The organism is Tenacibaculum sp. TC6, assembly GCF_050606265.1.
Classification (GTDB): domain Bacteria; phylum Bacteroidota; class Bacteroidia; order Flavobacteriales; family Flavobacteriaceae; genus Polaribacter.
In genome coordinates, this window is the sequence record NZ_JBOCUK010000026.1 from 1 (window position 1) to 13,948 (window position 13,948).

The 13,948-nt window shown below is 31.0% G+C and carries 9 protein-coding genes; 6 read left to right on the forward strand and 3 right to left on the reverse strand.

Going from position 1 to position 13,948, the window contains the following annotated elements:
- Positions 1 to 106: 106 nt before the first annotated feature.
- From ACQY1Q_RS12975 to gldJ, 3 genes are all read right to left on the reverse strand, one after another.
- Positions 107 to 844, reverse strand: coding sequence for a tyrosine-protein phosphatase (locus ACQY1Q_RS12975; protein WP_431005749.1), 738 nt, complete (start codon positions 842 to 844; stop codon positions 107 to 109).
- A 47-nt stretch (positions 845 to 891) separates the two neighbouring features.
- Positions 892 to 2,145 carry a UDP-N-acetylmuramoyl-tripeptide--D-alanyl-D-alanine ligase gene (locus ACQY1Q_RS12980; protein ID WP_431005750.1) on the reverse strand — a complete coding sequence of 418 codons (1,254 nt, stop codon included), beginning with the start codon at positions 2,143 to 2,145 and terminating at the stop codon, positions 892 to 894.
- A gap of 70 nt (positions 2,146 to 2,215) precedes the next feature.
- Entirely contained in the window at positions 2,216 to 3,925 is a 1,710-nt protein-coding gene (gldJ, locus tag ACQY1Q_RS12985; RefSeq protein WP_431005751.1) for a gliding motility lipoprotein GldJ, read from the reverse strand.
- A gap of 204 nt (positions 3,926 to 4,129) precedes the next feature.
- Here gldJ and porU point away from each other — a divergent pair, with 204 nt between their 5' ends.
- The 6 genes from porU to ACQY1Q_RS13015 all read left to right on the forward strand — a co-directional run bounded on the left by porU (position 4,130) and on the right by ACQY1Q_RS13015 (position 13,927).
- Positions 4,130 to 7,516 carry a type IX secretion system sortase PorU gene (gene porU, locus ACQY1Q_RS12990; RefSeq protein WP_431005752.1) on the forward strand — a complete coding sequence of 1,129 codons (3,387 nt, stop codon included), beginning with the start codon at positions 4,130 to 4,132 and terminating at the stop codon, positions 7,514 to 7,516.
- Between the two features lie 48 nt (positions 7,517 to 7,564).
- A complete protein-coding gene (gene porV, locus ACQY1Q_RS12995) occupies positions 7,565 to 8,641 on the forward strand; it encodes a type IX secretion system outer membrane channel protein PorV (protein WP_431005753.1) in 1,077 nt (358 codons plus the stop codon).
- A 76-nt stretch (positions 8,642 to 8,717) separates the two neighbouring features.
- Positions 8,718 to 9,200 (forward strand): cytidine deaminase, encoded by a 483-nt coding sequence (gene cdd / locus ACQY1Q_RS13000; RefSeq protein WP_431005754.1) that lies wholly within the window; start codon positions 8,718 to 8,720, stop codon positions 9,198 to 9,200.
- A 112-nt stretch (positions 9,201 to 9,312) separates the two neighbouring features.
- On the forward strand, positions 9,313 to 10,377 hold the full coding sequence (locus ACQY1Q_RS13005; RefSeq protein ID WP_431005755.1) for a 3-oxoacyl-ACP synthase III family protein: 1,065 nt from the start codon (positions 9,313 to 9,315) through the stop codon (positions 10,375 to 10,377).
- Between the two features lie 140 nt (positions 10,378 to 10,517).
- Positions 10,518 to 12,053 (forward strand): glutamine-hydrolyzing GMP synthase, encoded by a 1,536-nt coding sequence (gene guaA / locus ACQY1Q_RS13010; protein WP_431005756.1) that lies wholly within the window; start codon positions 10,518 to 10,520, stop codon positions 12,051 to 12,053.
- 44 nt (positions 12,054 to 12,097) lie between these two features.
- Positions 12,098 to 13,927, forward strand: coding sequence for a LysM peptidoglycan-binding domain-containing protein (locus ACQY1Q_RS13015; RefSeq protein ID WP_431005757.1), 1,830 nt, complete (start codon positions 12,098 to 12,100; stop codon positions 13,925 to 13,927).
- Positions 13,928 to 13,948: the final 21 nt, after the last annotated feature.

The following is a 13,948-nucleotide window of genomic DNA, read 5'->3' on the forward strand; positions in this document are numbered from 1 at the left end:
GTGCGCTTTTTCTTGTGTGGACTCGTATTCATAAAATAAGTCTAATTTGTGTCAACTTATTTCAGGACGGGACAAAATAATAAAAAAGGGAGCAATTTGCTCCCTTTTATTTTAATATCCAATTATTTTTTATCAAATGTTCTATTTGTTTAACTGTCTTTTTCTCTCCTATTTTTTTCAATAATCGCAAGTGATTTGCGTGATGTGTATCCGTTCCTACAAAATCATATAAATTTTCAGCTAGTAATTTTTGTGTTATTTTTTGTACTCCTTTACCATATTGTTCAGTCAACGATAACAAATTTAACTGGAATAAACAGCCTGCCTTTTTTAATTTATAAAACATCTGAAAATCATTATGGTAAAAATTATATCGTTCAGGATGAGCTAATATTGGTTTGAACCCTTTCAGCTGAATTTCAAATAATATATCAAATAAATTAAAAGGAGCATTAAAATATGACATTTCAACCAGTACATAGGTTTCTTTAAGTGTTAAAATATCGTTGTTTTTTAAACGCTCTACAAACTTTTCATCCATCATATACTCAGCCGCAGCCCGAAATCCTATATCTTCTTTTCCTTTCACCTTTAATTCCTTTCTTACTTCATCAGCTTTTTCAAGAATTAATTCTGAAGAATTTGGGTAAACATCACCTAACACATGAGGCGTTGTAATAAAATTTTTAATTCCATAACCATTCATTATCTCAATTAATTCTAATGAGTTATTGATGTTTTTAGCACCATCATCTATTCCCGGCAATAAATGCGAATGAATATCTATAAAATTATCATCAAAAATTTCATTCAACGGAATTTCTTTCTTCTTAAGGAAAAACATAAACTTGTACTTAATTATTCTATTTAATTTTATATCATTACACTACTCTAAAATAACTCTACTATTCTTTCAAGTGCCATACCTCTTGAACCTTTAATAAGAATAGTCCCATTTTCAATAGTGTTAGTCATTAAATAAGACTTAAAATCTTCAAATTTCCTAAATTTCTGCTTTTTAGATGTTATTTTTGAAAAGTTTTCTCCAACAAAAAACACTCTATCAAAATTCAATTTTTCAGTCAAATCACCTATTTCCTGGTGTTCTTCCATACTTTTATCTCCCAGTTCAAACATATCTCCAAGAATCACTATTTTATTATCAGCCTCTAACTCATTGAAGCTCTCTAACGCATATTTCATACTAGTCGGATTAGCATTATATGCATCCAGAACAATTTTTATGCCTTTTTTATTAATTATTTGCGATCGATTGTTAGAAGGAATATATTCTTCAATAGCTTGTTTTATTTTTTCTTTAGACACTTTAAAAAAGCAACCAATGGTAATTGCAGCACATATATTAGCATAATTATAAGTACCTATAAGATTACTATTTATTATAAGACCATTAAACTCTAAACTTACATATGGACTAGCTGTAACGTAGTTTATTGATTTATTAAATAAAATCCTGCTCATATTTGAAGTTTTATCTATTTGAATATTGTCATCAGGATTCACAAATGCTATTTTATTATGTTCTCTTATAAAATCATATAGTTCAGATTTAGCTTGAATTACTCCTTCGGCAGACCCAAAACCTTCAAGATGTGCTTTACCAAAATTAGTAATATATCCATAATCCGGGTTGGCTATTTCAGCTAAACAAGCTATTTCTTTATGATGATTAGCTCCCATTTCTACAACACCAATCTCCGTTTCAGGAGTCATCGATAATAACGTTAATGGTACTCCTATATGATTATTAAGATTCCCTTTAGTAGCTACAACAGTATACTTTTGTTTTAAAACACAGCTTATTAATTCTTTTGTCGTAGTTTTTCCGTTACTTCCCGTTAATGCTACTATAGGTATATTTAATTGATTTCTATGGTAATTTGCAAGATTTTGAAGAGTTGTTAAAACATTATCAACTAAAATCATAGAATCATTTTGCTTATACTCTTTTTCATCAATCACAACATAACTGGCACCCTTTTCTAATGCTTCTAAGGCAAACTTATTTCCGTTAAAATTTTCACCTTTTAAAGCAAAGAAAATAGCTCCTTTTCTTATTGATCTTGTATCTGTATCTACTAGATAACTTTCTCTATACAGTTTATAAAGTTCTGCTATATTCATAGGTTAAAAATAACAAACCTCATTGAAATCAATGAGGCTTATTTATGTTAAAATATATGTCTTACTTAAATTACTTATTAGTATATCTTGGGGTAGCTGTTTTTCTTTTGTTCATCATCATTGGCCCCATTTTATCAGTAGCACATCTAAATCCTATATAGTTTGTTGCCATATATTCCGGAAAATATCTTCTCTGTGCCGGATCTAACCAATATTCTCTATCTGCCCATGACCCACCTTTAAATACACGAGATTTATCACTAATTAAAGTTGTTCTTCTCTTATCATCGTATTTATAATTGTTAACTACATTACCTAATGTATCTTTTTCAGCTTCAGGCTTCATTGGAGAGTTATACATTCTTGGTTGACCTGTTAATTGATCTTTGTCTAAATCATAGAACTTAGACGAAGCTTGATCTCCATCTCCTAAACTTGAGTTATCAGCTAAATTATAGTTTCTTCTCATGTAAGTATCTTCCTTAGTAATTGGTATGTACTTAACGCTACCAGGAATATCTTTAGGAATAATTCTTCCGTTTTCTAAAGTATCATATTCAACTTCACCTATTTCATCACCTACTATAACTACTTTACCATCTTCATTGATTAATTTCTTAGTAAATATGTTACCTCTGTAATAGTTAAAATCATTCGCTTCAGAATCAATTATTGGTCTATAAACATCAGACACCCATTCTGCAACGTTACCTGACATATCAAATAAACCAAAAGCATTTGGTGGATAACTCTTAACAGCATTAGGGATATCTGATCCATCACTACTCCATCCTGCGATACCACTATAGTTACCTTTCCCTTGCTTAAAGTTTGCTAATTGATCTCCTCTTCTTCTCTTATCTCTATCTCTGGTATACTTACCATTCCAAGCGTATTTTTTTCTACCTCTAATATTATTATACTCTCTGTTTTCAAAAATAGCTTTTGCAGCATACTCCCATTCTACTTCTGTAGGTAATCTGAATTTTTGAGATAAAATACCATCTGTAGAAGTTACGTGTCTTCCTGTGAAAGCTCCTTTTTCCGGTTTAGGCTCTCCTTTCTTTTTAGGCACAGCTAATCCTTTTTTATAAATAGTAGAATCACCGTCAAAAAGGGCATAAGGATTTGTCAAATAGGCATCTGTATCAAAATTATCTTTACCTTTAAAAGCTAATGAATCTTCCTTAAAAATATTTTTAATGATTCCTTTATCCATTAATATCTTTAAGTTTACTGCATTCGTACGCCATTTACAGTACTCGTTAGCTTGAATCCAACTAACTCCTACTACAGGATATTCTGCATATGACGGGTGGCGTAAATAACTTTCTGATAACAGGTTTGTATTACCTAAACCTTTTCTCCAAACTAACGTATCTGGTAATACAGATGCATAGATATTTTTAAATTGAGGATCTTCCGGAGGAAAAATATCTTTGGTATACTGCATAAATAAACCATATTCAGAATTGGTCACCTCTGTTTCATCCATATAAAAAGAGCGTACGTGCATTTGTCTTGGGGTAGTATTCCAATCAAACATCACATCATCCTGAACCAATCCCATGGTAAAGGTACCTCCTTCAATATGTACCATTCCTGGGGGAATATTATTACCTTCTTTATACTTCCCCTTTAAATAACCTCCATAACTTGGGTCATTAAAGTTCCATCCAGTGAGGGATGATTGTCCTGAACCACTTCTTTTACTACTACAAGAAGTTACTAACAATCCTGTGATGGCTAATAAACTAAATAATTTTAACGTACTTTTCATGTATTTTTAACTATTTTTAAGGGTGCTGCAATTTACAATATTTATCACTTCTAACAACTAATTTCACTTTTATTTTCAAACATAAGCCAAATTGAAACATTGTCTTTGCTATGGTTCAAAACGATACTTTTTGAACTTTATTATTACGAATCTAAGAAAAAGATTAAAATAACTAACTTTAAAATTCGTTATTTTGTAGCAAATATGAAAGTATATTTAACTCTTTTTTGTTTACTCATTTATATTTTGAGTTACGGACAATCAAAATCTGTTTTATCAGAAGGTGATTGGTATAAATTTTCAGTCAATGCTACCGGGGTTTTTAAAATTGACGCTAACTTTTTAAGTCAGTTAGGCATTAATGTTAACTCTGTTAATCCTAAAAATATAAAAATTTTTGGAAATGGCGGTAATATGCTTCCTCAAAAAAACAATGTTTCCAGATTTAATGACCTACAAGAAAACGCTATTTATGTGCATGGAGAAAACGATGGTTCCTTTAATTCTGACGATTATATTTTATTTTATGGAAAGGGTCCACATGATTGGAATATAAATTTAACTTCTTCTGAAGTATCTCATCAACAAAATATTTATAGTGATAAATCATATTATTTCTTAACCATAGGAAATTCTCCGGGAAAAAGAATTGCCACTAAAATACAACCCACTCAAAACAGTATTAAAACTTTCACTTCTTTTGATGATTATATTTTTCACGAAAAAGAAGAGAAAAACCTATTTGCTGTTGGAAGGCAATGGTTTGGCGAAGACTTTAGTTTTGAAACTACTCAAAATTTCGAAATCCCATTCCAAAATCAACTTCCAAATAGCGATATTACTATTAAGGTAAGCGCTGTAACTATTTCTTCTCTTCCTTCTACAATGTCGGTAACTTCCGGAGGAAATACTATTACTTCTTTAAGTTTCCCTCCTGCATCAAGCTCAGGGAGTAGTTCATTAGCTATTCAAAGAACTAATCAAGGAACTATAAAAAGTAATACATCCGGAACCATAAACATTAATATAAGCTTTAATAATAACGGGCTTCCTTCAGCTAAAGCATATTTGGATTATATTGAAATTTCGGGTAAAAAAGAATTAAAAGCTACCGGTAAACAATTTTTGTTTAGAAATTTTGAAGCTTTTAATACAAACGGAGTAGTTGAGTATGAAATTCAGAATGGAACTAGCATTCATCAACTTTGGGATGTTACCAACCATATTTCTCCTCAAAAAATAGAAAATATTGGCTCTGGTAATTCTTTTATTTTTAAAACTAACGGAGCTATTTTAGAAGAATATAGCATTATTAATACCAGTGATGCTTATACACCAACTATTGAGCAAAACTCAAAATTAGAAAACCAAAACTTACATAGCTTAACCGATATTCAATATCTGATTATTACGAACAACACTTTAGTAAGTGAAGCTAATAGACTTGCTAATTACCATAAAACTAACTCTGGTATAACCACAAAGGTTGTTTCTTTAGACAAGATTTATAATGAATTTTCTTCAGGATCACCGGATATTACAGGTATTAGAGATTTTATAAAATATCTTTATGACAACTCTTCTCTGAACAAAAAACTGACCTATGTATGTTTTTTTGGTGATTCATCTTATGACTATAAAAACAGAATTACCAACAACAATAATATAATTCCTACTTATCATGCTTTTCAAAGTTTTGATTTAGTTTCTTCCTATGTTACAGATGATTATTTTGTAATGATAGATCCGGATGACGGCGAAATGTTATTATCTGATACTATTGATATTGCTTCGGGAAGAATCCCCGTTACCACAACTCAAGAGGCAAAATATGTTATTGATAAAATTTTAGCGTACTATAGTCCTCAATCTTTTGGTGATTGGCGTAATACAATAACGTTATTAGCTGACGATATTGACCAAGATGCCGATAAAACTTTGCAAGCCGGATTAGAAGAAGTTGCTGATTCTATAAAAAAGCATAAACCTTTCTTTAATATTAATAAACTTTATGCTGATGCTTTTAAGCAAGAAAGTACTTCAGGTGGTGAAAGATATCCTCAGGTAAAAAATGCTGTAAGTAATGCGATAGAAAACGGAACACTGGTTTTTGATTATTTTGGTCATGGTGGAGAAGATGGATTGGCTGATGAGCGTTTATTAGAAATCCCTCAAATTGAAGCGTTGAATAATTCAAACACCTTACCTTTATTTATAACAGTTACCTGTGAGTTTTCAAGATTTGACAATCCTTTAAGAGACACCGCTGGAGAAAAACTTTTTTTAAATAAAAATGGCGGGGCTGTAAGTATGATTACAACTACTCGAGAAGTATATATTTCATTAGGAGAGCGTTTTAATAAAGAACTGACTAAATATGTTTTAGATTTTGACAACGCAGACAATTCTATAGCCCAAAACTTGATTAAAACTAAAAACAACACATCTAGCAGTCAAAAGTTTTTTATTTATTACTTCGGTGATCCGGCTATGAAACTTGCCATTCCTAAACCGGATGTTAAAATCACTAAAATAAACGGAAAAGATATTTCTCAGTCTATAGATACATTAAAAGCTTTATCTAAAGTTTCTTTTGAAGGTATTGTTACAAACAATACCAATACCCTGCTCACAGATTTTAACGGTACTTTATTTACAACCGTTTTTGATAAATCAATAGACAAACAAACACTTGATAATGACGGATTCGGAATTATCAATACATTTGATTCTCAAGAGAGTAAATTATTTAGAGGAAAAGCTTCTGTAAAAAACGGAGTTTTCAAATTTGAATTTATTGTTCCTAAAGACATAAAAATAGCTTACGGAAAAGGGAAAATTAGTTTATACGCTAATACTAACTTAATTGATAAAGGAGGTGCTAATTTCGACGTTACCGTAGGAGGCATTAATCATAATGCTCCTGAAGATATTAAAGGACCTGAATTACAAGCTTTTATAAATGATGAAACATTCATTGATGGTGGTAATACTAATGCCTCTCCAAACTTAGTATTAAAACTTGCAGATCCAAGCGGTATAAATACCTCCATTACAGCTGTAGATCACGATATTGTAGCCATTCTTGATGGTAATGATTCTGAACCTATTATACTTAACGATTATTACCAAACTGAGTTAGATGATTTTACTAAAGGAACTGTTTCTTATAAATTACGAAATCTCTCCACCGGTACTCATACCTTAAAAATAAAAGCTTGGGACACTTACAATAATTCATCGGAGACTACGTTAACCTTTGTGGTTGTTAGTGATTCCGGGTTAACACTTAGCAATGTGTTAAACTACCCTAATCCATTTGTTAATTACACGGAATTTTGGTTCAATCACAACAAACCAAATGAGCCTTTAGAAGTTCAAATACAAGTTTTTACAGTTTCGGGAAAATTAATAAAAACAATTAACCAATTATCGCAAACCTCCGGAAATCTTTCAAGAAACATAACTTGGAACGGGTTAGATGATTTTGGTAATAAAATAGGAAAAGGTGTGTATATTTATAAACTAAAAGTAACATCAACAATAACTAATACAGTATCTGAGAAATATGAAAAACTAGTAATACTTTAAATAAATACTAAAAATTATATATTTGCAATATCAACAATCAAATCGTACATGAAAAAATTAACAATCCTTCTTCTATTTTTGAGCGCTATTTTTAAAGTTCAAGCGCAACAGGGTATAACTACAGCAACTCCTTTTTTATTAATAACACCTGATGCTCGTGCCGGAGGTATGGGAGATATTGGTGTGGCAACTTCATCAGATGCTTTTTCAATTTTTCATAATGCGGCAAAAACGGCGTTTAATGAAAATGAAATAAGTATCGGTTTAAACTATACACCATGGTTACGAAACTTAACAGATGATATTTTTGCCGGAAATCTTTCTTATGTTCAAAGATTTAAAGAAAATGCAGCATGGGGAGTTGACATAAAATATTTTTCTTTAGGTAGAATTGATTTAACAACTGATACAGGATTGCCTAATGGCTATAAAAACCCTAATGAATTAGCTATTACCGGAATTTACTCTATGAAATTAAGTGAAACTTTTTCCATGGGAGTTGGATTGAAATATATCAATTCTAATTTAGATGTCTCTGATGATCTTAAATCTGTTAACTCTTTTGCAGTTGATGTTTCTGCATACTATCGTTCTGAAGAAGAAAACTACGGTAGTTTTAACGGACGCTATCGTTTAGGAGTTAATATTGCTAACATCGGACCTAAAGTTAGTTATTCACCCGATACAGAAAACTTCATCCCTACAAATTTAAAATTAGGTGGAGGTTTTGACTTTATTTTTGATGACTATAACTTATTAGGTGTTAATTTAGAATTCACAAAATTATTAGTTCCTTCTAATCCAAATTCAACCAGAGGTTGGTTTGAAGGAATGTTCACTTCTTTAGGTGATAGAGGTTTTAGTGAAGAATTAAAAGAAATTACTTGGGCTTTAGGTGCTGAATATTTATACAATAAAGCATTTGCTGTAAGAGCAGGATATTTCCATGAAAGTCAAGATAAAGGACAACGTCAATATTTTACTATGGGAGCCGGTTTTAAAGCTAGATCTTTCTCATTAGATTTATCATATTTGATGAATACTTCAAGTGTGAATAATCCTTTAGAAAACACCTTACGTTTTTCTTTATCATTTGATTTAGGACAAATTTATGAAGATTATTAAAATTCATTTTTTTTAGTAAATTCGTACCAAATATTAAAGCTGTCTTATAAGGCAGCTTTTTTCGACTTAATACATTATGAAAAAAATAAATATAAATACTTCTGCAATTGTATTTGATAATACATCTCAATTATCAATTGAAGATGCTAACCTAATGAATAAAGCAATAGAAGCAAGAAAAAAAGCCTATGCTCCTTATTCCCGTTTTAATGTAGGCGCTGCTATTTTACTAGATAATGGAGAAATAATTACAGGAAATAATCAAGAAAATGCGGCTTATCCTTCAGGCATGTGTGCTGAAAGAGTCGCTATTTGGAAAGCAGGATCTGAATTTCCTAATATGATTGTAAAAAAAATAGCTATAACTGCTGCTTCTACAATTTCTAAAGTAGAAAAACCTGTTGGTCCTTGTGGAGCGTGTAGACAAACATTATCTGAATATGAAATTAATCAAAAACAACCTATCGAAATCATATTTATGGGAGAAACAGGTAGTATTGTAAAAACAGAATCATTACTTTCTCTTCTACCCTTCTCCTTTGATAGCACTTATCTGTAATTTTAGATAGTTTTTTTTATCAATTTCATAAAAAAATAAAAACATCTAGGTATAAAAGTGTTAAAGTAATTTAAAATGCTTTCTTTGTACTTATCCTCTTAAAAGAAATAGTATGAGTAGCACAATAATTACAGGTACCGGAACTTATATTCCAAGCATTACAAAAGAAAACCATCAATTTGAAGAAAATAGTTTTTTAAATATTGATGGCTCTCCTTTTGAAAATACAAACAATGTAATTATTGAAAAATTTAAATCCATTACCGGAATAGAGGAAAGACGGTATGCTAAAAACAATTTAAATGCATCTGACCTTGGTTTTTTAGCTGCTCAAAATGCTATTAAAGACGCCAACGTAGACCCGGAAACTCTGGACTACATTATCTTCGCACACAATTTTGGTGATGTAAAATACAACACCATTCAAAGTGACATACTCCCTAGCTTAGCAACTCGAGTAAAATATTTATTACAAATACAAAATCCCAACTGTATAGCTTACGATCTCTTGTTTGGTTGCCCTGGATGGATTCAAGGAGTTATTCAAGCTCATGCTTTTATAAAAGCCGGGATTGCAAAAAAAGCATTAATCATAGGAGGTGAAACACTCTCTAGAGTTATAGATCATCATGATAGAGACAGTATGATTTATAGCGATGGCGCAGGGGCATGTATAATAGAATATTCTGAAAGTAATAATTCAGGAATTTTAAGTCACGCATCTCAAACTTTTTCTAAAGAAGAAGCCTATCATTTATTTTTCGGAAGTTCTCATAACGGGAATAATGACAAAAGTGTTCGTTACATTAAAATGCACGGACATAAAATTTACGAATTCGCTTTAACCAACGTTCCAAATGCTATGAAAGAAGCCTTAGACAAAAGCGGTATTGAAATAGATTCTTTAAAAAAAATATTTATCCATCAAGCTAATGAAAAAATGGATGAAGCTATTATAAAACGTTTTTATCGTTTGTATAAAAAACCGGTTCCGGAAAACATAATGCCCATGTGTATTCAAAAACTGGGAAATAGTTCTGTTGCAACTGTACCAACTTTATTAGATTTAGTTTTAAAAGGTCATATTAAAGATCAGGAAATAAAAAAGGGCGATATCATCATGTTAGCTTCAGTAGGTGCCGGAATGAATATAAATGCTATCGTTTACAGATATTAAAAATCTGTTTTACCAAAATTTAAGACATCAAAACATACACTTAAAAGACTATAAAAAAACAAATCATTGAAATCATAATTGGCAAATAAAAATACTAGATGAAATATCGCATATCTAAAATCTAAGTATTATTTTTGCGGATGCAACAACACAATGTACTTATTTTAGATTTCGGTTCGCAATACACTCAGTTAATTGCACGCCGCGTAAGGGAGTTAAACATTTATTGTGAAATTCATCCTTATAACAAAATACCTCAAAATTTAAACGATTTTAAAGCAGTAATCCTATCCGGAAGTCCATCATCAGTTCGTTCTGAAGAAGCTCCGCACCCTGATTTATCAGAAATAAGAGGTAAAAAACCACTATTGGCTGTGTGTTACGGAGCGCAATATTTAGCTCATTTTTCAGGAGGATTAGTAGCTCCTTCTAACACTCGTGAGTATGGTAGAGCTAATCTTTCATATATAAAAGAAGGTGAAGATTTCTTTGCTAATATTTCTGAAGGAAGTCAAGTATGGATGAGTCATTCAGACACGATTAAAGAATTACCTACCAATGCTGTTTTACTTGCCAGCACACATGATGTACAAAATGCTGCCTATAAAATTGAAGGTGAAACTACGTATGCAATTCAATTTCATCCTGAAGTATACCATTCTACAGACGGAACGCAACTACTAAAAAACTTTTTAGTATCTATTGCCGGAGTACCTCAAACTTGGACACCGGATTCATTTATTGATGAAACCGTAGCGGAGTTAAAAGAAAAGTTAGGGAATGATAAAGTAGTTTTAGGTCTTTCCGGAGGAGTTGATTCAACAGTAGCGGCTGTACTTTTACACAAAGCTGTTGGAAGCAACTTACATTGTATTTTTGTAAACAATGGTTTATTACGTAAAAATGAGTTTACCAACGTATTAAAACAATACGAAGGTATGGGGCTTAACGTTAAAGGAGTTGATGCTTCGGCACGTTTTTTGGGTGAACTTGCCGGATTAACAGAACCGGAAGCAAAACGTAAAGCCATTGGTAAAGTTTTTATAGATGTTTTTGATGATGAAGCGCACCAAATTCAAGATGTTAAATGGTTAGCACAAGGAACTATTTATCCGGATGTTATTGAATCAGTTTCTGTTAACGGAGGCCCTTCAGCAACTATTAAAAGTCATCATAATGTAGGTGGGCTACCTGATTTTATGAAACTTAAAATTGTAGAACCTTTACGAATGATTTTTAAAGACGAAGTCCGAAGAGTTGGTGCTTCTTTAGGTATAAGTAAAGATTTATTAGGTAGACATCCTTTTCCTGGTCCAGGTTTAGCAATTCGTATTTTAGGTGATATTACTGCTGAAAAAGTACGTATATTACAAGAAGTTGATGCTATTTTTATTGATGGCCTTAAAGAAAATGGTTTATATGATAAAGTATGGCAAGCCGGGGCTATTTTGTTACCTGTTAACTCTGTTGGAGTTATGGGAGATGAGCGTACCTATGAAAAAGTAGTAGCTTTACGTGCTGTTGAAAGTACTGATGGTATGACTGCTGACTGGGTAAATTTACCTTATGAGTTTTTACAAAAAACATCAAATAAGATAATAAATAATGTAAAAGGGGTAAACAGAGTTGTTTATGATATAAGCTCTAAACCACCTGCAACAATTGAGTGGGAATAACGTTTTAGTAATAATTACACTCAGAAAAAATAGATAAAAAGTAGATGAAGAAATTACAGTTTTTAATTTTAACCGGTATATTAACTTTCACCATTTCGTGTGGTCAGCAAAAACGTTACGTTTCTTATAAAATTCAAGAAGGAGAAACCATAAACGATATTGCTAAACGTTTGGATATGGATACTAAGGATTTACTTAGATTGAACCCTGATGTAGGAAAAGAACCTTCTCCAAATACTGTTATTGTAATACCCAACCCTAAAGTTAAAAACAGTAATTCTTCTAATACAGAAGAAGAATATGCTGTAATTGATCAAGATCATAAAAATGAAGTAGAAAAAAATGATGTAAAAGATACTACAGATAATGTTTATCAAACAACTGTGGTAAAAAGCTATAAAACTCATGAAGTTAAGGCTGGTGAAACTGTCTATCGTATTACGAAGCTTTATAACATTACAAAAGATGATCTTATCAAATTAAATCCTGAATTTCCGGGTATAAAAAACAATAATCTTTCTATTGGTCAACTACTTAAAGTAAAAGCAATAGAAGAAACAATTACTATTAATAAAGAGGAGGTTTTAAAACAATACTTAACTCATGTTGTAAAAAGTAAAGAAACTGTTTTTAATATTACTCGTTTTTATAATATTACAAAAGATGACCTTATCAAACTAAACCCTGAGTTTCCAAGTTTAGTTGATAACAACTTATCTATTGGTCAGTTACTTAAAATCAAGCCGATTGAAGAAGTAGAAAAAAACGAAAACTTAAGTTTTTATCAAGATAGTATTCAAGATAATACAACTATAAACTTGGCGCTACTACTACCTTTTAAGGTTCAGGAATATGATACCATTACTGCTAAAAGAATTTTTAAAGACAATAAATTAGCTAATATGGTTACTGATTTTTATTTAGGTGCTGAAATGGCTATTGATTCAATTCAAAAACAAGGAGTAAGAATTAACACTTCGGTTTTTGATACCGGAAATAGAGGTGAAAACATTTCGTCTATTGTTGATAATGATGAGCTAGATGATGTTGACGTTGTTATAGGTCCTTTTTATTCCGAGCAAGTAGATAATGTTGTTAAAAATACAAGCGCACCTGTTGTTTTTCCGCACTATTCTAATAAGCAAAAAGATTTATCTTCATCTAAAATTGTTAAAGCAGCTCCTGAAAAATCATTGTATGCTGATTTTTTAACTTCATTTTTAAAAAACAATTATAAAGGAGAAAATATTTTTATTGTGGGAGATGGTCAAAATAATTCTAATAACACAATAAACACAATTGTTGCTTCACTTAAAAAGCATGACTCCATTTCTGATATTCATATTTTAAAACCGGAAAAAGGATATATTAAAAGAGAGCGTTTTACAAATAAAATGAATGCTAAACAGCACAATTGGGTTATTATTACTTCTGAAGATAAAGTTTCTGTTGCTGATGCTTTAAACAGTATGATTGGCTTACCGGATAATATGTCTGTTCAAGTTTTTACAACTGACAAAAATGAAGCGTATGATAGAATTGATAATAATAAATTAGCGGATATTAACTTTACTTATGTATCTGAGGCATACACAGATGAAGCCTCTGATGATGTGAAATTATTTTATACTAAATTTAGAAATAAAAATAATGCTCTACCCTCTGATTATGCTATCAAAGGTTTTGATATAACTTATGATATTTTAATGAGACTTGCTTCCGGAAATGATTTAGGTAAAACTTTTAAACAAGGTGTTTCTTTACGAGTTGAAAACAAATTTGATTACCATAAAAAAACATTTGGTTCAACAACTAACCAAGGTTTATTTCTTATAAAATATAATAAAGACTTAAGCTTAAGTCGACTTAAATAATAAAAAAATGCCTTGAGTTAA

Excerpts from the sequence above, each read along its gene's own strand:
- porU (WP_431005752.1), top strand. The coding sequence starts at position 4,130 with ATGAAAGTATATTTAACTCTTTTTTGTTTACTCATTTATATTTTGAGT.
- gldJ (WP_431005751.1), bottom strand. The coding sequence starts at position 3,925 with ATGAAAAGTACGTTAAAATTATTTAGTTTATTAGCCATCACAGGATTG.
- cdd (WP_431005754.1), top strand. The coding sequence starts at position 8,718 with ATGAAAAAAATAAATATAAATACTTCTGCAATTGTATTTGATAATACA.
- ACQY1Q_RS13015 (WP_431005757.1), top strand. The coding sequence starts at position 12,098 with ATGAAGAAATTACAGTTTTTAATTTTAACCGGTATATTAACTTTCACC.
- porV (WP_431005753.1), top strand. The coding sequence starts at position 7,565 with ATGAAAAAATTAACAATCCTTCTTCTATTTTTGAGCGCTATTTTTAAA.
- guaA (WP_431005756.1), top strand. The coding sequence starts at position 10,518 with ATGCAACAACACAATGTACTTATTTTAGATTTCGGTTCGCAATACACT.
- ACQY1Q_RS12975 (WP_431005749.1), bottom strand. The coding sequence starts at position 844 with ATGTTTTTCCTTAAGAAGAAAGAAATTCCGTTGAATGAAATTTTTGAT.
- ACQY1Q_RS13005 (WP_431005755.1), top strand. The coding sequence starts at position 9,313 with ATGAGTAGCACAATAATTACAGGTACCGGAACTTATATTCCAAGCATT.
- ACQY1Q_RS12980 (WP_431005750.1), bottom strand. The coding sequence starts at position 2,145 with ATGAATATAGCAGAACTTTATAAACTGTATAGAGAAAGTTATCTAGTA.